The sequence below is a fragment of the Kineothrix sp. MB12-C1 genome (assembly GCF_030863805.1).
Classification (GTDB): domain Bacteria; phylum Bacillota; class Clostridia; order Lachnospirales; family Lachnospiraceae; genus Kineothrix.
This window is the reverse complement of sequence record NZ_CP132957.1, coordinates 202322-222923: the sequence shown is the minus strand read 5'-3', so window position 1 is coordinate 222923 and position 20602 is coordinate 202322. Positions and strand designations below refer to the sequence as shown.

At 41.8% G+C, this 20602-nt stretch carries 20 protein-coding genes; 18 read left to right on the top strand and 2 right to left on the bottom strand.

Translation table 11 applies throughout. The features are described 5' to 3' along the window. Positions 1 to 9 precede the first annotated feature (9 nt). The 15 genes from RBB56_RS01115 (at position 10) to RBB56_RS01040 (ending at position 14901) form a co-directional block, all read left to right on the top strand. Entirely contained in the window at positions 10 to 270 is a 261-nt protein-coding gene (locus tag RBB56_RS01115) for a DUF370 domain-containing protein (protein ID WP_306720542.1), read from the top strand. After that, positions 260 to 895, top strand: a complete 636-nt coding sequence (gene gmk, locus RBB56_RS01110; RefSeq protein ID WP_306720541.1) for a guanylate kinase — start codon at positions 260 to 262, stop codon at positions 893 to 895. Before RBB56_RS01115 ends, gmk begins: the two co-directional genes overlap by 11 nt. Further along, positions 895 to 1146 (top strand): DNA-directed RNA polymerase subunit omega, encoded by a 252-nt coding sequence (gene rpoZ / locus RBB56_RS01105; RefSeq protein ID WP_306720540.1) that lies wholly within the window; start codon positions 895 to 897, stop codon positions 1144 to 1146. The genes gmk and rpoZ overlap by 1 nt, the downstream gene beginning before the upstream one ends. Before the next feature lie 52 nt (positions 1147 to 1198). Beyond that, a complete protein-coding gene (gene rimO, locus RBB56_RS01100) occupies positions 1199 to 2536 on the top strand; it encodes a 30S ribosomal protein S12 methylthiotransferase RimO (RefSeq protein WP_306720539.1) in 1338 nt (445 codons plus the stop codon). After that, positions 2520 to 3056: a CDP-diacylglycerol--glycerol-3-phosphate 3-phosphatidyltransferase gene (gene pgsA / locus RBB56_RS01095; RefSeq protein WP_306720538.1), complete on the top strand. Its 537-nt coding sequence runs from the start codon at positions 2520 to 2522 to the stop codon at positions 3054 to 3056. Before rimO ends, pgsA begins: the two co-directional genes overlap by 17 nt. 202 nt (positions 3057 to 3258) lie before the next feature. After that, positions 3259 to 4515 carry a competence/damage-inducible protein A gene (locus tag RBB56_RS01090; protein ID WP_306720537.1) on the top strand — a complete coding sequence of 419 codons (1257 nt, stop codon included), beginning with the start codon at positions 3259 to 3261 and terminating at the stop codon, positions 4513 to 4515. 67 nt (positions 4516 to 4582) lie between these two features. Next, on the top strand, positions 4583 to 5659 hold the full coding sequence (locus RBB56_RS01085) for a hypothetical protein (protein ID WP_306720536.1): 1077 nt from the start codon (positions 4583 to 4585) through the stop codon (positions 5657 to 5659). A 435-nt stretch (positions 5660 to 6094) separates the two neighbouring features. Continuing rightward, the gene (gene istA / locus RBB56_RS01075) at positions 6095 to 7645 is read left to right on the top strand and encodes an IS21 family transposase (protein WP_306718874.1); all 1551 of its coding nucleotides are present in this window, start codon (positions 6095 to 6097) and stop codon (positions 7643 to 7645) included. 6 nt (positions 7646 to 7651) lie between these two features. Further along, positions 7652 to 8428, top strand: a complete 777-nt coding sequence (istB, locus tag RBB56_RS01070) for an IS21-like element helper ATPase IstB (protein WP_306718873.1) — start codon at positions 7652 to 7654, stop codon at positions 8426 to 8428. 321 nt (positions 8429 to 8749) lie between these two features. Beyond that, positions 8750 to 9808, top strand: a complete 1059-nt coding sequence (gene recA / locus RBB56_RS01065; protein WP_306720535.1) for a recombinase RecA — start codon at positions 8750 to 8752, stop codon at positions 9806 to 9808. Positions 9809 to 9814: 6 nt separating this feature from the next. Further along, a complete protein-coding gene (locus RBB56_RS01060; protein WP_306720534.1) occupies positions 9815 to 10438 on the top strand; it encodes a regulatory protein RecX in 624 nt (207 codons plus the stop codon). Between the two features lie 108 nt (positions 10439 to 10546). After that, on the top strand, positions 10547 to 12091 hold the full coding sequence (rny, locus tag RBB56_RS01055) for a ribonuclease Y (RefSeq protein ID WP_306720533.1): 1545 nt from the start codon (positions 10547 to 10549) through the stop codon (positions 12089 to 12091). 227 nt (positions 12092 to 12318) lie between these two features. After that, complete coding sequence (locus RBB56_RS01050; protein ID WP_306720532.1) at positions 12319 to 13611, top strand: aminotransferase class I/II-fold pyridoxal phosphate-dependent enzyme; 1293 nt, start codon at positions 12319 to 12321, stop codon at positions 13609 to 13611. 10 nt (positions 13612 to 13621) lie between these two features. Continuing rightward, positions 13622 to 14158, top strand: a complete 537-nt coding sequence (locus tag RBB56_RS01045) for an NUDIX hydrolase (RefSeq protein WP_306720531.1) — start codon at positions 13622 to 13624, stop codon at positions 14156 to 14158. 215 nt (positions 14159 to 14373) lie between these two features. Next, positions 14374 to 14901, top strand: a complete 528-nt coding sequence (locus RBB56_RS01040) for a stage II sporulation protein M (RefSeq protein WP_306720530.1) — start codon at positions 14374 to 14376, stop codon at positions 14899 to 14901. Positions 14902 to 15010: 109 nt separating this feature from the next. Here the strand turns inward: RBB56_RS01040 and RBB56_RS01035 are convergent, their stop codons facing one another. Both RBB56_RS01035 and RBB56_RS01030 read right to left on the bottom strand, forming a co-directional pair. Then, entirely contained in the window at positions 15011 to 16039 is a 1029-nt protein-coding gene (locus tag RBB56_RS01035; RefSeq protein ID WP_306720529.1) for a 3-deoxy-7-phosphoheptulonate synthase, read from the bottom strand. Between the two features lie 169 nt (positions 16040 to 16208). Continuing rightward, a complete protein-coding gene (locus RBB56_RS01030; protein WP_306720528.1) occupies positions 16209 to 17549 on the bottom strand; it encodes a putative polysaccharide biosynthesis protein in 1341 nt (446 codons plus the stop codon). A 176-nt stretch (positions 17550 to 17725) separates the two neighbouring features. On the opposite strand from RBB56_RS01030, the gene nifS reads away from it, so the two are divergent. From nifS to mnmA, 3 genes are all read left to right on the top strand, one after another. Further along, a complete protein-coding gene (gene nifS / locus RBB56_RS01025) occupies positions 17726 to 18910 on the top strand; it encodes a cysteine desulfurase NifS (protein WP_306720527.1) in 1185 nt (394 codons plus the stop codon). A gap of 113 nt (positions 18911 to 19023) precedes the next feature. Continuing rightward, positions 19024 to 19467, top strand: a complete 444-nt coding sequence (nifU, locus tag RBB56_RS01020; RefSeq protein ID WP_306720526.1) for a Fe-S cluster assembly scaffold protein NifU — start codon at positions 19024 to 19026, stop codon at positions 19465 to 19467. Between the two features lie 3 nt (positions 19468 to 19470). Beyond that, positions 19471 to 20550: a tRNA 2-thiouridine(34) synthase MnmA gene (mnmA, locus tag RBB56_RS01015; protein WP_306720525.1), complete on the top strand. Its 1080-nt coding sequence runs from the start codon at positions 19471 to 19473 to the stop codon at positions 20548 to 20550. The last annotated feature ends 52 nt before the right edge of the window (positions 20551 to 20602 follow it).

Below are 20602 nucleotides of genomic sequence, written 5' to 3'. Positions count from 1 at the left end.
ATACATATTATGAATAAGCTGATTCACATTGGTTTTGGAAATATTGTAAATACAAGAAAAATTATAGCCATTGTCAGTCCGGATTCAGCGCCGGTAAAGCGCATGGTGCAAGGCGCCAAAGAAAACGGAATGGCAATTGATGCGACACAGGGGAGAAAAACGAAAGCGGTGCTCGTTATGGAGAATAATCAGTTAGTGCTGTCGGCACTTCTGCCGGAGACGATTGCGAATAGAGCACAGGCAGAAATGGGAGATACAGATGAAACGTAAAGGAATCTTAGTGGTAGTATCCGGTTTTTCAGGGGCAGGCAAAGGAACTTTAATGAAGCAGCTTTTGCAAACATATAATAATTATGCCTTATCCATATCGATGACGACCCGTGCGCCAAGAGAAGGCGAAAAAGATGGAAGAGAATATTTTTTCGTAACAAAGGACGCCTTCGAAGATAAAATAAAACAAGATGAATTGATTGAATATGCTTCTTATTGTGAAAACTACTATGGAACACCGAAAGCATATGTAGAAGAGCAGCTTGCAGCAGGTAAAGATGTGATTCTGGAAATCGAAATACAAGGAGCTCTTAAGATAAAGGAAAGATTCCCGTTAGCACTTTTGTTGTTCGTAATGCCGCCAAGTGCGGAGGAACTTATAAAGCGCCTGGAGGGAAGGGGAACGGAGACGGCAGAAGTAATTAAAAAGCGCTTGATTCGTGCCAGTGAAGAGGCAAAGGGCATAGAAGAGTATGATTATATTATAGTAAATAACGATTTGAAGGAATGTACGAGAAGACTACATGAATTGATCGAAGCGGCACATAACGCTCCGCTTAGAAATATAGAATTGATAGAAAATATGAGACAGGAGCTTGAAGCTCTTGTGAAAGGAGAAAATTAATGTTACATCCATCTTATTCCGATTTAATGAAAGTAGTAAATAGCGAGGTAGAGCCGGGAGAGGCGCTGGTAGTAAACAGCAGATATTCTATCGTTATGGCAACATCGAAGAGAGCGAGACAGTTAATTGCCGGAGAGGAGTCTCTTGTAAAAGATGACGGGCAAAAACCGCTATCCCTTGCAGTAGAGGAATTGAATCAGGGGAAAATTAAAATTTTAAGCGAGGAAGACTCGGAGTTTGAAAATAACTAAGGATAAATTTTATGCCCGTAATCTGCGGGCATATTCATTTTAAGGAGTATACATGAAAATATTATTTGTATCACTTGGGTGTGATAAAAACCTGGTTGATTCCGAGGTCATGCTCGGGATGTTGTCCGAAAAAGGGTATTCTTTTACAGACGATGAGACAGAGGCTGAGATTATTGTAGTTAATACTTGCTGTTTTATCGGGGATGCTAAGGAAGAGAGCGTGAATACGATTCTGGAAATGGCAGAGTATAAGAAAACAGGACAGGTGAAAGCATTAATTGTAACCGGTTGTCTGGCACAGCGTTATCAGCAGGAGATTAAGGATGAAATTGAAGAAGTGGATGCAATCCTGGGTACGGCGGCTATCGATAAGATTGTGGAGACTGTGGAAGCGGTGCTTGCAGGAAAGGGCGAGAGCCATATCGAACCGTTAGATACGCCGCCTCTTGGAGATAAGAAGCGAATGGTTACGACCGGAGGACATTACGCCTATCTTAAGATAGCGGAAGGATGCGAAAAGCACTGTACATATTGTATTATTCCGAAAGTTAGAGGCGATTATCGAAGCGTACCGATGGAGAAGTTATTGGCAGAAGCCAATAGACTTGCAGACGGCGGCGTGAAAGAACTCGTACTCGTAGCTCAGGAAACGACTCTGTACGGTATGGACTTGTACGGGGAGAAGAAATTGCCGGAGCTGCTTCGTAAATTAAGTGAGATTACCGGTATTTATTGGATTCGTGTTCTTTATTGCTATCCGGAAGAAATTACAGATGAACTCATTACCGTCATAAAAGAAGAAGAGAAGGTATGTAATTATCTCGATATTCCCATTCAGCATGGAGCGGATACGGTTCTTAGACGTATGGGAAGAAGAACTAATCAGGCAGAAATCAAGGCGATTGTTGAAAAGTTGAGAGAAAATATTCCGGATATTTGTTTAAGAACGACGTTAATTTCAGGATTCCCCGGGGAAACGCAAGAAGACCATGAAGTATTAATGGATTTTGTGGAGGAAATGGAGTTTGACCGCCTCGGTGTATTCGCTTATTCGCCGGAAGAAGATACTCCGGCAGCGACTATGGAGAATCAGGTACCGGAAGAAATAAAAGAGGAACGAAAAGCGCAGATTATGGAACTGCAGCAGGAGATTGCTTTTGACGCTGCAGACCGAATGGTCGGAAGAGTGCTTTATGCCATGATAGAGGGCAAGGTAGCGGATGAGGACGCTTATGTAGCGAGAACTTATAAGGATGCCCCTAATGTGGATGGCTATTTATTCATCAATACGAGTCAGACGCTTGTGAGCGGAGATTTTGTGAAAGTAAAAGTAACCGGTTCTTATGAATATGATTTGATAGGGGAGATATGTGATGAATTTACCGAATAAACTAACTATTTTAAGAGTAATTATGATTCCTTTTTTTGTAGTATTTATGATGATGCCTCTTGCGGGAGAATGGAGCAGGTGGATTGCGCTTGCCATCTTTATTGTCGCAAGTTTTACCGATTGGCTCGATGGTTATTTGGCCAGGAAGAATAATCTGGTGACGAACTTCGGGAAGTTCATGGATCCGTTAGCGGATAAGCTCTTAGTCTGTTCCGCATTGATTTGCCTTGTGGAGTTGAAACAAATACCTTCATGGATTGTTATTATTATTATTGCCAGGGAGTTTATTATTAGCGGATTCCGCCTGGTTGCTTCCGACAACGGAGTAGTCATTGCAGCCAGCTATTGGGGGAAATTTAAAACGACGTTCCAGATGCTCATGATTTGTCTTATGATTGCGAATCTGGCGCCGCTTTCTCTGCTCACAGCGATTGTGATGTGGATTGCGCTTATCCTTACGGTAGTATCTTTAATCGATTATCTTGTGAAAAATAAAGAAATCATGAAAGATGTTAAATAATATGGTATAATACCAGGGTCAAAAGGTCATGTGTTTTAGGATTGCGGGAGCACAAAGTGCGTAGTAATCCGTAGGTATCATGGTATAATTAACTTATAAAATTAAGAAAGCCATTACTGAAGGTGATTTTAATGGATTTTCACAAAGCAATCGTTGCTTTCGTAACTGTGAAGGTACTGAACAGTTACAGAGGAAGAATAGAATGATAGTAGAATTGATATCGGTAGGAACAGAATTACTTCTTGGGAACATTGTAAATACGAATGCTGCTTATTTGTCGGAACGGTGTGCTGATTTAGGGTTATCCTGCTTCTATCAGAGTGTGGTAGGAGATAATGAGGAGCGCCTGATGGCTACAATAAAGACTGCGCTTGAACGTTCGGATATCGTTGTTCTTTCCGGTGGTCTCGGTCCCACAGAAGATGATTTGACGAAGGAAGCTGCTGCAAAAGTTATGGGAAGAAAGCTTTTGATGCATGAACCTTCAAGAAGGCAGATTGAAGGGTATTTTAAACAGAGAAAAATAGAATTGACCGAGAATAACTGGAAGCAGGCGATGATGCCTGAGGAAGCCATTGTAGTGGATAATGCAAACGGAACAGCGCCGGGTGTCATTATGGAAGAGGAAGGTAAGGTAATGATCCTTCTTCCCGGACCACCCAACGAATTAGTTCCGATGTTCGAGACGGGAATTATTCCCTACTTATCGGATAAGAAGTCAGAAACCATTTTCTCCCAGACTGTAAAAATCTGCGGTGTCGGAGAGAGTAAGGTGGAAACGGTAATTAAGGACTTAATTGACGGTCAAAGCAATCCAACCATCGCTCCTTATGCCAAGAACTGCGAAGTACATCTTCGTGTAACTGCGAAGGCTAAGAACGAAGCAGAGGCGAAGCTTCTGATGAATCCTGTATTAAAGGAATTGGAGGAACGATTCGGTCAGCACATCTATACGATGGACAAGGATACGTCTCTGGAAAAGGCAGTTGCAGATTTATTGAAGGAAAGGGAACTTAATATATCCACAGCAGAATCTTGTACCGGCGGACTGTTGGCCGGCCGCCTGATAAATGTATCCGGAGTATCGGAAGTATATCAGTCAGGATATATCACCTATTCGAATAAGTCTAAGAGGAAGATACTTGGTGTTAAGAAATCTTTGCTCGATAAAAAGGGAGCGGTAAGTAAGGAAACAGCCGTGGCGATGGCCAGAGGAACTGCAGCAGCTTCTAAAGCAAAAGTAGCGGTAGCAGTCACCGGTATTGCAGGTCCGGAGGGCGGAACCGGGGAGAAACCGGTTGGGCTCGTATATATCGCTTGCAGCGTATGCGGAAAGACAACAGTAAAGAAATATCAGTTCAGGGGAAATCGGGCGAAAATAAGGGAAACGACGGTATCTTCTGCATTAATTTTAATCAGACAATGCATCTTAGAATACGATGCGGAAAGAAGAAAATAGGTAACTATTCGGTACAGAACTGTTACAATAAAGGGCAGGGAGAGAATATTACGGGGAGGGCAGCGGTATGGAGAGACCGGGACAAGAAGCGAATGGAAGCGGAAGGTTTGATAACGGAATTTTCAGTGGCCCGCAGGGCGGACGAAGAAATGAGGATAATAGATATTGGAGTGCTCCGGGAGGCAATACGGACATTCCGGTAAGACCTTACGCGCCTCAACCTCAACCTTATCGCAGGAATGTAAATATTCCTTATGAACATAGATGCGCGGGCTGCCCTTACCAGAAGAATTCAGACCATATTGCTTTGATTATTGTGGCGGTGGCTTCTGTTGTCGTATTGCTTATTGCATTTCTGGCTACGATATTCTGCTTAATAAGCGTAGTAGCGTGGAGCGATCGGCAAAGACAGCAGACTTATGGAGGATATGAGAATGAGGTAGTTCCTCCGTCAGCACAGATTCCCTATGTGAAACCGGAGCCTGATGCTAATGTGCCGGAAGGAAATAACTCTAAGGATTATTATGCTGAAGTGGAAGATGCCATCCGCGCTGACTTAACATATTCCATCGAATGGGACAATTATGAATATGAAGGAAATAGTGATCTTGTAATGATCACGGTAGATTATCCTGTTATTGTAGGAGAAGTACCGAATAAGGATATCTTAAATCGCGTTATTGCTGAGGAAACTGAATATTTCGAGGAATATTTTGAAGAGTATTCCAAATATATGATGGAAGATGAAGTTTTTGCAGTGTATGCGGAAGGCTATGTTACCTATATGGACGAAGCGGTCATGAGCGTCGTATTTCATGAAGAAATTTATACCGATTATTGGCAGGATCATGGACTTTACTGTATCAATATCGACATGGAAAACGGAGTGGTTCTTAATAATAACAGTATTTTAGACTTGAATTCCGAATTCGTTTCTATATTTCGAAAGAAGAGTCAGAACCAGAACGGCGACGTGGGTCTTTTGAACAAGATGTCTGACCAGGAGGTTATTGATTATCTGTCGAATATAAATACCTCTATTATTTTCTATACTCCCCTCGGTATGGAAATTGGGATGAATTTTGGCGAAGGTTATCTGACAGTAACCTATAAGGACTATGAAATGTATATGCAAAGATATTGAAAGATTCCTTAACGGTGTGGTTCGAATATAGATCATGCCGTTATTCTTATTTTAGAAAAAATTTTCAAGTAGAAGAAGACAGTACGAAAGGGGTACTATGAGAGTTACGATAAAACCAATTCATTTTATGAGAGCATAGGATTTAAGGAATTTGAATGTTTTTCTGAACTTTGGGATGAAGATAATTCTTGCCAAATTTATATTATAGAGATAAGCTAGAAAATATACGAGTACTTGATGTTTCCTTGTTATTTTAGGGGAAATATGATTGAATAATCCGGAACTGATTACACCATCTGTCCGGAATCCGGAAACCGTTATTCCGTTTTAATGGAAACCAACATTCCGGTGTTGGGTAAACCATTTAAGCATATAAGTCTTATAATGAAAGCATGCACCAGTCCGGTGTAAATTCATTATAAGGAGGTCATCATTATGACCAAGTATCGCGAGATATTGAGACTTCATAGTCTTCATCTCAGTCAACAGAGCATTGCAGATAGTTGCAGTGTCTCTAAGAAAACCGTCAATAGTGTTCTTAAAAAAGCCAAAGAATTAGATGTTTCATGGCCACTTGATAAGAATCAAACTGACGAAGTACTTGCCGGAATTCTTTTCCCAGAAAAGGGTAAGCATATCGAATCATCGAATAAGCGTATGCCCGACTATGCCTACATCCGTAAAGAGCTACTTCGCAATGGAGTAAGCAAAAAGCTCCTTTGGACCGAATACATGGAGGACTGCCGATTAAACGGCGATGAGCCTTTGATGTATTCCCAGTTCTGCTACTACATTCAGCAGGACGAACAGAAACACCGTGCAACCATGCACATTAATCGTAAGCCAGGCGAACAGGTGGAAGTGGACTGGGCTGGATATCCAGCTCACATCATTGATCCAGATACAGGTGAAATCATCAACGCCTATGTATTTGTAGGTGTAATGACTTATAGCCAGTATGTCTATGCGGAAGCATTTATTGATGAAAAGCAGCCAGCCTGGATCAGAGCTCATATTCATATGTATCAGTTCTTCGGTGGTGTCGCTAAGATCCTCGTCCCAGATAACTGTAAAACAGCTGTGATACACAATAACAACTGGAATGATCAACGAATCAACGCCACTTATCAGGAAATGGCTGAGCACTATGGAACAGCCATTATACCTGCCAGAGTCCGGGCACCTAAGGACAAGCCAAATGCAGAAGGATCCGTCGGAAATATTTCCACCTGGATTATTGCTGCATTACGTAATGAACAGTTCTTTTCACTTGCGGAACTGAATCGTGTGATTCGTCAAAAGTTAGAAGAATTCAATAAGCGGCTCTTTCAAAAGAAAGAAGGTAGCCGATTGGAACTCTTCCGCGACGAAGAACTGCCATTACTGGCTCCCCTACCTGCTACCTCTTTTGAACTGGCGGACTGGAAACAGGTCACCGTTCAGTTTAATTATCACATATCCATTGACGGAATGCTATACTCGGTTCCATATGAATACATTAAACGAAAGGTAGATGTCAGGGTAACAGATACTACAATTGAAATTTTCTACAACCATAACCGCATAGCTTCCCACAAAAGACTTCATGGCAGAAAAGGTCAGTATGATACAATACTGGAACATATGCCAGAAGACCACCAGAAATATCTGGAATGGAACGGTGACCGTTTCCGGAAGTGGGGCGAGCGGATCGGTAACAATACGTACAAGGTAGTGGATGCAATCCTCACCTCCAAACGTGTGGAACAACAGACTTATAAAGGCTGTATGGGACTTCTTAAACTTGCTGATAAATACTCAGTAGAGCGATTAGAAGCTGCTTGTGAAAAGGCTCTCAGCTATACAGCGGCACCCAGCTATAAAAGTATTAAAAACATACTCACTGCAGGGCATGACAAATCTGTTGACGCTGATTCTGAAACAAAACCAGCAGACACACAAAACAAGTATGGCATCACAAGAGGTGCCGACTATTATCGGAGGTAAACACTTATGACAAACCAAAGTACGATTGATAAATTAATTGAAATGCGCCTTAGTTCTATGGCAGATGCATTTCGCAATCAGCTGAATGATCCAAAGATGAAAGAAGTTTCCTTCGAAGACCGCTTTGGCATGCTGACCGATATCGAATTCAGCAGTCGTAAGAATAACCGACTAAAAAGACTGATTCATAACGCTGGATTCGACCAGACGGAAGCAAGTATCATGGATATCGATTATACTTCAGGACGCAAGCTGAACAGAGAACTCATAAAGAGACTTGCTGCTTGCGAATACATATCTGAACACCGTAACTTATTTATTACTGGTGCAACAGGCAGTGGTAAGACTTACATGGCATGCGCTTTCGGTATGGAAGCATGTAAGCAGTATTACAATACTAAATATGTGCGTCTCCCAGATCTTTTGATCGAGCTAGAGATGTCAAGAAATGAAGGTACATACAAAAAGGTCATGGCTAAATATGCCAATCCACTTCTTCTTATCATTGATGAATGGCTCTTGCTCAAGCCAACTGACAATGAACAAAAAGATATATTTGAACTTCTGCATAGGAGACGTAAGAAATCATCTACGATTTTCTGCTCCCAGTATCTGCAGGAAGGATGGTATGAACAGTTAGGTGGTGAATCCAGTCCTCTGGCTGATGCTATTCTGGATCGTATTGTTTATGATGCATATAAAATCAATATCCAAAGCATTGATCCTTCAAAGGATATATCAATGCGAGAGATATATGGACTAGACAAAAACATGAGCGAGTAAACTCGCATAAGGTGGTTCCGCAGTTCCGGTCAAGCGGTTCCCGATTCCCCGGAACTGCGGTTTCATCGCCCAAGAATATTCAATATGATATCTTAGTAGAAAGAACTATTCGCGAATACATAGTGGTATTTTAGTGCATATCCGCCGCTTCGGCTAAGATTCAGAAAATACAAAAGTGAAAACAGAAAAAGATATTGACAAAATCGAACATTTGTTTTATTCTATTAATTGTGAAGAACCTACGTTCTGATTATGTCTATGAACATGTAACTGTGAGAGTACTGACAGTTACCTTTTAATGATAGATGAAGGAGAAAAGAGATGGAAAAAGAAGAAAAGTTAAAAGCCTTGGATGCCGCCCTTGTGCAGATAGAGAAGCAGTACGGCAAGGGTGCGGTAATGAAGCTGGGAGATCCCAGCGTGCAGATGAACGTTGAGACGATTCCAACAGGGGCCCTTAGCCTCGATATCGCTCTTGGATTGGGGGGAATTCCCAGAGGACGAGTAGTAGAGATATACGGACCGGAATCGAGCGGTAAGACGACAGTTACATTACATATGGTAGCAGAAGTGCAAAAAAGAGGCGGAATTGCAGGCTTTATCGATGCAGAACATGCATTGGATCCTGCCTATGCGAAAAAGATTGGCGTGGATGTGGATAATCTATATATTTCGCAGCCGGATAACGGTGAACAGGCGCTGGAGATCACAGAGACTATGGTTCGCTCCGGAGCCATCGATATTGTTGTTGTGGACTCCGTAGCAGCTCTCGTTCCCAAGGCTGAGATAGATGGAGATATGGGAGATAGCCATGTAGGCCTTCAGGCTCGTTTGATGTCTCAGGCACTTAGAAAGCTGACAGGAATTATCAGTAAATCTAATTGTACCGTTATATTTATCAACCAGCTTCGTGAGAAGGTAGGTGTTATGTTCGGTAATCCGGAGACTACTACCGGCGGCCGTGCGTTGAAATTCTATTCCTCCGTCCGTCTCGATGTAAGGAGAATTGAATCGTTGAAGCAAAGTGGGGAAATCGTAGGTAACAGAACGAGAGTGAAAATCGTTAAAAATAAAGTGGCTCCTCCTTTTAAAGAGGCAGAATTCGATATTATGTTCGGCGAGGGAATCTCTACCGTAGGTGATATTCTTGATTTGGCAGCGGAGATAAATATCATTAATAAAAGCGGAGCTTGGTATGCATATGATGGTACGAAGATAGGGCAAGGCAGGGAGAATGCGAAACAGTATTTAAAGGATAATCCGGAGATTGCTGCGACGGTGGAACAGAAAGTGCGAGAGCACTATGGACTGGTAAAGGAAGTTCCTGTAACAGGAAGTGAAGAGACAGCCACAGAGAAGAAAAAGAAAAAAGCTGAGTAAAAAATAATGATTGTTACTAAGATAGAAGAACTCGATAAAAAAAGAGTAAAAGTATATATTGACCATGAATTCGCCTTTGTTGTTTACAAAGGCGAATTACGTCTTTTTTCCATAAAAGAAGAGACCGAGATAGAAGCGTCTGCCTATAAGGAAATTTGTCAAAATATACTCCCTAAACGGGCGAAGCTTCGTTGTATGAACCTTCTAAAGTCCAAAAACTATACGGAAAAGCAGCTTAGGGATAAGTTGAAAACAGGAGAATATATACAGCAGTTTATTGATGAAGCGCTCGACTATGTAAAGTCTTATGGATATGTGGATGACAGACGTTACTGTGAAGACTTTGTCGAATATCATTGTGAGACAAAAAGTAAGAGACGGATAGAACAGGATCTTTTGAAAAAAGGAATTGATAAGCGTATTATCGACGAAATTTTCGATAAACGGAAGGAAGAAGGAAATGAGCCGGATGAAATTTCTATGGCAGTAGAACTTCTGCAAAAAAAGAAATATGATGCAAAGAGTGCATCTAACGAGGAAAAACAGAAGCTTGCGGCATATTTATATAGAAAGGGTTTTGGAACGGATACAATAAGAAGAGCACTTTTACTTGACATAAGTCCAATTTAAGTTTAAAATTTAACTGTTGTAAAATCGCTTATTAGAATGTATTAGATTTACCACATTCTATATTAGATAACAGTACAATGAAAATTAAATAAGGAGGTGCTCCTGTACATGTATGTTGTAATAGCAGTGCTTGCAACTCTGATTATTTCTGTGCCGGTGTCGGCATTTGTCGCAACATCTTATCGCAAGAAGATTGTGGAGTCTAAGATTGGCAATGCGGAAGATAAGGCAAGGGAAATTATTGATGAAGCTTTGAAGACTGCTGAGACGAAAAAGCGCGAATCTTTGCTCGAAGTGAAAGAAGAGTCCATTCGTACGAGAAATGAACTCGACAAAGAAATTAAAGAGCGAAGAGCGGAAGCGCAGCGTTATGAGCGCAGAGTCCAGCAAAAAGAAGAGAACATCGATAAGAAATCAGAAGCTATCGAAAAGAAGGAAGCAGGCTTGATTGCAAAAGAGGAATCTTTGGCGAAACAGCGCGAAGAAATCTCTCAACTCAACGAACAGCGACTACAGGAACTAGAAAGAATCTCAGGTTTAACCTCCGAACAAGCAAAAGATTATTTATTGAAAATTGTTGAAGATGAAGTAAAACATGAATCTGCTGTAATGATCAAAGAAATGGAAAGCAGAGCTAAGGAAGAAGCAGATAAGAAAGCGAAGGAATACGTGGTGACAGCCATTCAGAAATGTGCGGCAGACCATGTATCTGAGACCACCATATCCGTTGTACAGCTTCCGAATGACGAAATGAAAGGCAGAATCATCGGTAGAGAGGGAAGAAATATCAGAACTCTCGAAACGATGACAGGCGTGGACCTTATTATTGACGATACGCCGGAAGCGGTCATTTTATCGGGCTTTGATCCGATTCGACGTGAAGTCGCAAGAATTGCTCTCGAAAAATTAATTGTAGATGGACGTATCCATCCGGCAAGAATTGAAGAGATGGTTGAAAAGGCGCAAAAAGAAGTTGAAGTAATGATAAAAGAGGAAGGTGAAGCCGCAACGCTTGAAGTGGGTGTACATGGTATCCATCCTGAACTTGTAAGATTACTTGGTAAAATGAAATTCAGAACCAGCTATGGTCAGAATGCTTTAAAGCATTCGATTGAAGTAGCTCAGTTATCCGGGCTTTTAGCAGCGGAGATGGGGCTCGATGTCAGAATGGCGAAGAGAGCAGGCTTACTGCATGATATCGGTAAGGCTGTTGACCACGAAATGGAAGGTTCTCATATTCAACTTGGAGTTGAGCTTTGTAGGAAATACAAAGAATCAGCTATTGTAATTAATGCGGTGGAATCACATCATGGAGATGTGGAACCACAGTCTCTCATTGCATGTTTGGTACAAGCTTCCGATACGATTTCGGCGGCAAGACCGGGTGCAAGAAGAGAAACCTTAGAGACATATACAAGCAGATTGAAACAATTAGAAGATATTACAAACAATTTCAAAGGTGTTGACAAATCTTTTGCTATACAGGCGGGTAGAGAGGTTCGAGTAATGGTAGTTCCTGATCAGATTACGGATGCTGATATGATATTATTAGCTAGAGATATTTCCAAGCAGATTGAAGCAGAGTTGGAATATCCCGGTCAGATTAAAGTCAATGTAATCAGAGAATCAAGGGTAATAGACTACGCGAAATAATGTCGTATAGTATGAAACAAAGAATAGTAAGAAGCGGTAAACAAGTTTAAGTTTACCGCTTTTTTTAATGCCTTTTCCTAATTCTTAATTTTTTTATAAAAAGTTCTTGTGCTATTGCATACCTTGTAGTAGAATAAACGAGATGTATGATTGTATACGATTATCCAATGCGGAATGAGCAGGATAAATATACAATTTACATGGATTATTAATAGGATGGTGAAGAAATGAAATCGTACAAAGACTTAAGTAAAGAAGAACTATTACAGTTACAGGCAGCATTAGAGGCAGAATATGAAGATGCGAAGAGCAAAGGATTAAATCTTGATATGTCAAGAGGTAAACCGGCAGCTTCCCAGTTCGATATGGAAATGGATATTATGGATGTTCTTAATTCTTCTTCCGATTATAAGACGGCGGCAGGTATGGATTGCAGAAACTACGGTTTAGTGGACGGCATTCCTGAGGCGAAGAAATTGATGGCCGATATGATGGGAGTGGCTAATGCGGATAATGTAATTGTATGCGGGAATGCGAGCTTATCGATTATGTACGATACCATTTCACGTTCTATGACACACGGTGTGCTAGGAAGTACGCCTTGGTGTAAATTGGGTAAGGTTAAATTTTTGTGCCCGGCACCGGGATATGATAGACATTTTTCCGTAACGGAGCATTTCGGGATAGAGATGATTACGGTACCTATGACTCCGCAGGGCCCTGATATGGATATTGTGGAGAAGCTTGTGAGCGAAGATGAGGCGGTAAAGGGAATTTGGTGTGTGCCTAAATACTCTAATCCCCAGGGATATTCTTATTCTGAGGAGACCGTGAAGCGATTTGCGGCGTTGAAACCGGCGGCGAAAGATTTTAGAATTTTCTGGGATAATGCTTATGTCGTTCATCATTTGTATGAAGAGAAACAGGATCATATTCTGGATATACTGGCTGAATGTGAGAAAGCAGGAAATCCCCATATCGTATATGAATTCTGCTCCACTTCTAAAGTTAGTTTTGCGGGGGCAGGGATTGCGGCAATCGCATCTTCCAAAGAAAATCTCGATGATATGCGCAAGTCTATGACAATGCAGACGATAGGATACGATAAGATAAACCAGCTTCGTCATGTAAGATATTTTAAAGACTTCGATGGTATAGAAGCTCATATGAAGAAACATGCACAGATTATACGTCCTAAGTTCGAGGCGGTACTTAAGGTATTGGAATGCGAGCTCAGTGGACTTGAAATAGCTCAGTGGACAGAGCCAAAGGGCGGATATTTTATTTCCTTTGAAGCTCTGAATGGATGTGCGAAGAAAATTGTCGCAAAATGCAAAGAAGCCGGTGTAGTTCTCACAGGGGCAGGAGCTACCTTCCCTTATGGAAAGGATCCGGGAGACAGCAATATTCGTTTGGCACCTACATTCCCCACTCCGGAGGAACTCCGTGCAGCAACTGATTTATTCGTATTATGCGTGAAGTTAGTAAGCGTAGAGATGTTGTTGGCGCAACAAGCATAAGGGGAAAGCTATGGCAGAAGAATTCAAGAGGCTGAACCGTGAGTTGGTATATCGAGGGACTATTGTGGACTTTTATAAGGATACGATACAAGTTCCTAATGGAAATATTGTAAAATGGGATTTTATCGGCCATAAAGGGGCGGCTGCTGTAATTCCGGTTAAGGAAGATGGTAAACTTCTTATGGTACGCCAGTATCGTAACGCTTTGGAACGATATACTTTGGAGATTCCAGCCGGGGGATTGAACGGACCTGAGGAACCGACGAAGGATGCCGCCGCCAGGGAATTGGAAGAGGAGACCGGCTATCGTTCGAAGGACTTAGAGTTACTGCTTACGATTCGTACTACGGTGGCATTTTGCAACGAAAAAATAGATATCTATGTTGCCCATAACTTGATAGAGAGCAAACAGCACCTGGACGAGGATGAGTTTATTCATGTAGAAGCTTATTCGGTGGAAGAACTTTGTGAGATGATCTATTCAGGGAAAATAGAAGATTCCAAAACGATTTCAGCGATTATGACCTATAAAGATAAATATCGGTAACTTTGAGGGAACTGAACTATTACAAATATGCAACTGTAAGATTTCTTCACAGTTACATAAATATTCTAAATAAATGGAATTGATATATACCGTCATACATATATTGTATAAATTCATGTGTGACGGTGTAACAGGTGTATAAAAGGACAGGTACATACAGCCGGCATATAAGCTGGCTGTATTTGTTTTTGTGTGGCTTTCTTATAGGAATACTTATGATTAATATATGGAAAAACATCTTTTTTGGAGAAATGGATTTGCTCGGAGCGGCTTCCTTGAACAGATTGAAATATTTGGACATTAACGGCAGTGCATTTTTACTTTATATTTTGAAGGGAAGGCTCAAGACAATGCTGTTTTTATGTCTGCTTGCAACTACTTACGTAGGTATACTCAGCGTTTCTTTATATGCTGGATTTATGGGGATGATGGCTGGGATATTTTTATCTACAGCAGCCATGCGGTATGGAATCAAAGGTATTTTTCTTATAATAGCCGGTACCTTCCCCCAATATCTGTTACTCGTTCCTGCCTACCTTATGCTTATGCGATGGTGCTGGCAGATTTGTGCGGGGCTTTATTATCCCCACAAGGTATATGAGAATGGGTATGGAATGCGCCAGCAATATTATATGAAGAAGCTTCTTCAGCTTACTATCATTTTAGTGGCTATTTTTATCGGAAGCCTAATAGAGAGCTATGTGAATCCTATACTTCTGTCCCGATTTCTGAAGATGTTTTGAGAAGGGAAGTGTTGCTTCGTCTATTTTCGGTAATAAAGTTTCTTATTATATCTCATATCAAAATATCCCAATAGGGTTTCAACCTATTGGGATACAAAGTTATTTTGAATTATTCATATTCTGCGATATCATAGATAAGTTTTTCCGTATCTTTCCAACCGAGGCAAGGGTCGGTAATGGATTTTCCGTAGATGCCTTCCCCAATCTTCTGACAACCTTCTTCCAGATAGCTTTCAATCATAACACCCTTTACCAATTTGTAAATATCTTTGTTCAGCTTACGGTTATGCATCACTTCTTTTACAATTCTTACCTGCTCTTTGAATAGCTTGTTGGAGTTGCTGTGGTTGCCATCAATGATACAAGCGGGGTGTTTCAGATCTCTTTCACCGTATAGTTCAAGAAGGGTATTGAGATCTTCATAATGGTAGTTAGGAAGATTCCTTCCATGTTTGTTTACAGCGCCACGTAAAATGGTATGTGCCAGATCGTTACCGGAAGTATTGACTTCCCATCCCCTGTATATAAAAGAATGAGGCTGCTGGGCAGCATGTACGGAATTAAGCATAACGGAGAAGTCGCCGCTGGTAGGATTCTTCATTCCTGCGGGAACATCGAAGCCGCTGACAGTCAGTCTGTGCTGTTGATCCTCCACAGAGCGTGCACCTATGGCTACATAAGAAAGAATATCGGAGAGATAGCGCCAGTTTTCAGGATAAAGCATTTCATCCGCAGCGGTTAGTCCGGATTCCTCGATGGCGCGAATCTGCATCTTCCTCATCGCGATAAGACCGGCCAGAAAGTCGGGTTTTTTCTCAGGGTCGGGCTGATGGATAATTCCTTTATACCCCTCACCGGTAGTGCGCGGTTTGTTCGTATAGATTCTGGGTATGAGAATCAGCTTGTCCTTTACTTTTTCATTTACTTTAGAAAGTTGACTTACATATTCGCAAACAGCATCTTCATTGTCTGCGGAGCAAGGGCCAACAATAACGAGAAATTTATTGCTTTTGCCTGTAATCACATCACGGATTTGGGCATCTCTTTCTTTTTTCAGTTCATTCAGTCTCGCCGGTACGGGGAATTCGCTTCGGATTTCGTCCGGGGTCGGCAGTTTCTGTACAAATTCAAATGACATTCAAGTACCTCCCATGCCGCGGGTGGCGGCAGTCTTCATTAACATTCCAAATATGCGAATAATTCTTGCGGTCAGCGAAGCAAATGCGCAGACCTGCTAAATAGTTACGAAATATTACACATATAATACGAATTATAATATATGGAAAATATTTAAGCAACTGTTAAAATCAGTCTCTTAAGTATTTTCTTACGGCGAAGACACAAAGAGAGGTCTGCAGAAGCTGGCTTGCGAGAAGGCCGATCAAATATCCTTGGATGCCGAAAACAGGAATGGAGAAGAAAACAAAAAATAGACGGAAGATAAGGCTGAGCATACTGTATGTAAAAGTAAGGCCTGTTTTTCCGAGTCCGTTTAGAATGCTATTCAAGGTACTTGCTACATACATAAAGGGACAGATAAAGCTTAAAACGAGAATGAAAGTTCCAGCGAGGTGGCTTTCATACAGGAGCATTCCCATAAACCGTCCGGATGCCAGAAAGATTCCGGTGCATAAAAATCCCAATAAGAAACAATATTTAATGGAAGTTCTTACTGCTTTTTTTATTGCCTTCTGATTGTTTACCGCATCGGCCTCCGATACGAGAGGGAGCAGAAGTACGGAGATAGAGTTAGTAATGGCAGAGGGAAATAAAATGAGAGGAAGGGACATTCCCATTAAGACCCCGTATACACTCAGTGCCTTAGCGTTATCGTAGCCATAAAGCTGTAGTCTCTGCGGAATGTAGATGGCCTCTACACTTTGAAGAAAGTTAATGATTGTACGATTTAATGAAAGCGGTATTGCAAGGGAAAGGAGTCGTCTGGTATCATTAAAATAGACATAAAAAGACTGCCTTACCTTGGAAAGGATACCATAAGTGTTGGTTAGCGCATAGAACCGGTGATAAATAGCTACGAGGGATACGATCATAGAGGCACTTTCACCGATAACGAGCCCGGCTACTGCGAAGCTGATCGTAGGAGTCTGTCCGTGTGACTTGAAGATTTCATATAGAAGAAAGATACTTCCGACGCGAACTACCTGTTCTACAAGCTGCGTCATAGCAGGAACGAAGGTTTTACGAATTCCGTAGAAGTAGCCGTTAATACAAGAATGTACGGTAGCCATAGGAATGGACAAAGAGATAATGCGAAGTAGAGGCGCTGTACGCGGCTCGAACAACAGCTTCTCAGCAATCATTTCTGAGAAGGTATAGATGTACGCCATACAGCCGAAGGAAAGGGCCATGGCGATGAAGAATCCAACGAGAAGAATACGAAACGAAGACTTGTAGTCGCGGGTGCTTGTTTCGCTCGCTACGAACTTAGAAATAGCAGTCTGCATGCCGGATACTGTGACGGAGAAAGTTAATGCGAGCACGGGAGAAATGAGCTGGTAAAGCCCCATGCCCTCGGCTCCGAATACGCGCGAGAGGAAGATACGGTAGAAAAAGCCGATAAAACGGCTAATAAAGCCGGTAATGGTCAAAATAAAAGTTCCAAGGATGAGGGGATTCTTTTTCTTCATGTAGTACCTTAATGAATTGATTTGTTTATAAATATATGCAATTTGATTTATTGACAGAACATAAGAGGAGTGCTATAGTGAAAATACTGAATCCGTAGCGGGTTACTAGGAATTGAAAAAGGAGTAGAACAGTTGAAAGAATCAGCTTCTTTCAACTTGTGAAAGGAGATATAATCATGGGTGATTTCATATATTTAGATAATGCAGCCACCACGAAAACAGCACCGGAAGTAGTAACTGCGATGCTACCTTATTTTACAGAAGGGTATGGCAATCCGAGCAGTATTTATTCCATTGGCAGTCAGTCGAAAGAAGTAGTAACAAAGGCGAGGGAACAGATATCCGGCACCTTATCTGCAAAGACGAATGAGATTTATTTTACGGCAGGAGGTTCGGAATCGGATAACTGGGCGTTGATCGCAACGGCGGAGGCATATGAAAAAAAAGGAAAGCACATTATTACATCTCAAATAGAACACCATGCAGTATTGCATACGTGTCAGTACCTGGAGAAAAAGGGATATGAAGTAACCTATGTGGGTGTGGATGAAAATGGCGTTTTGAAGCTGGATGAGTTGGAGAAAGCGATTCGTCCGGATACCATTCTTATTTCCATCATGTTTGCTAACAATGAAATCGGAACGATACAGCCTATTAAAGAGATCGGAGCGATTGCGAAGGCCCACGGCGTGTTATTCCATACAGATGCAGTGCAGGCTTATGGTCATGTACCGATCGATGTAAATGAAATGAACATAGATATGTTAAGTGCCAGCGGACATAAGTTTTACGGGCCGAAAGGGATTGGCTTCCTTTATATTCGTACGGGAGTGAAGATTCGCTCCTTGATTCATGGCGGTCAGCAGGAGAGAGGACGCCGTGCGGGCACAGAGAACGTACCCGGCATTGTAGGACTCGGCAAGGCAGTGGAGCTTGCTTTTGCCAATATGGAAGAAAGAACAGCCAAGGAGAAGGAACTTCGTGATTATATCATAGAAAAGATCGCACGGGAGATTCCTTATTGCCGTCTAAATGGCGATAGTGTAAATCGCCTTCCTAATAATGTGAATTACAGTTTCCGATTTATTGAAGGAGAATCTCTTTTAATAATGCTTGATATGAAGGGGATCTGTGCTTCCAGCGGCTCTGCATGTACCTCCGGTTCTCTCGATCCTTCTCATGTACTTCTTGCTATTGGACTTCCTCACGAAATCGCACACGGATCGTTGCGGCTGAGTGTAAGTGAAGAGAATACGAAGGAAGAAATGGATACAGTAGTAGAAACAGTGAAAGGCATTGTGGAGAAATTAAGAGCTATGTCTCCTCTGTATGAGGATTTTATGAAAAAACATGGAAAATAAACAGCTGAATTATTCGGAAGCGGGTTGTAGGTATTTGTAACAGTGAGAGGATAGGACTGTTACATGTATTTAATAGGGATTTTGATTACCATTAGATATGGAGGAATGAAATAATGTATACAGAAAAAGTAATGGATCATTTTGAGAATCCACGCAATGTAGGCGAGATAGATAATGCCAGCGGTGTGGGTACGGTAGGCAATGCAAAATGTGGCGATATTATGCGTATGTATTTGGATATTGACGAAAATGGGGTTATCAATGACTGCAAGTTCAAAACTTTCGGTTGCGGTGCGGCAGTTGCTACGAGCAGTATGGCAACGGAGCTTGTAAAAGGCAAAACAGTTCAGGAAGCTTTATTAGTTACGAATAAGGCGGTAATGGAAGCGCTTGACGGACTTCCGACGGTGAAGGTGCACTGCTCTTTACTGGCGGAGGAAGCAATTCATGCAGCACTTTGGGATTATGCGCAGAAGCATAATATTAAAATTGAGGGATTGGAGCCACCTAAGTCAGATATTCATGAAGACGAAGAAGCAGAAGAGGAAGAATATTAATTCATGAAAAAGAAAGTAGTAGTAGGCATGTCGGGAGGAGTGGACTCCTCTGTGGCGGCTTATTTGTTAAAAGAAGAAGGTTATGACGTAATCGGAGTTACCATGCAGATTTGGCAGGATGAGCATGAAGCGGAAGTGGAGGAAAATGGCGGATGCTGTGGTCTCAGTGCAGTAGATGATGCCAGGAGGGTGGCACAGTTTCTCGATATCCCTTATTATGTCATGAACTTTAAACAAGATTTCAAAGATAGGGTTATGAGCTATTTCGTGGAGGAATATCTTCACGGGAGGACTCCTAACCCCTGTATTGCGTGTAACCGTTATGTGAAGTGGGAGTCCTTGTTAAAAAGAAGTATGGATATCGGGGCAGACTATATCGCTACGGGACATTATGCACAGATAACAAAGCTTACGAACGGAAGATATGCTATTTGTAATTCGGTGACAGCAGCTAAGGATCAAACCTATGCGCTGTATAATCTGACGCAGTACCAGCTTGCGCATACGTTAATGCCGGTAGGTGCTTATGTTAAGGATGAAATCCGCCAAATTGCCAAGAACTTGGGGATGCCGGTAGCTCACAAGCCGGATAGTCAGGAGATTTGTTTTATTCCTGATAATGATTATGCGGCCTTTATCGATAGAGAAGCGGACGGATGTGTGCCGGGAGAAGGGAACTTCGTATCGGTAACAGGGGAAGTTATTGGCCGGCATAAAGGAATCACTCATTATACGATAGGGCAAAGAAAAGGATTGAACCTTTCTATGGGGCACCCGGTATTCGTAACGCAGATACGCCCGGAAACAAATGAAGTGGTGATTGGTGAAAGTGAAGACGTTTTTTCGAAAGAGTTGATCTGCAATCAAATCAATTATATGGGGATGGAAGATTTAACAGCGCCGAGGAAAGTAACGGCCAAAATCAGATATGCTCACCAAGGAGCGCCCTGCCTGATAGAAAAAGTGGGAGAAGATGAAGTCAGATGTACCTTTGATGAGCCCGTCCGGGCAATAACGCCGGGACAGGCTGTGGTATTTTATGAAGATAATTATGTACTGGGCGGCGGAACGATTGTAAAATAACCTAACTGTTCAGTGTATCCTCACAGTTACATGTGAAGCAAATAAGCTGCGG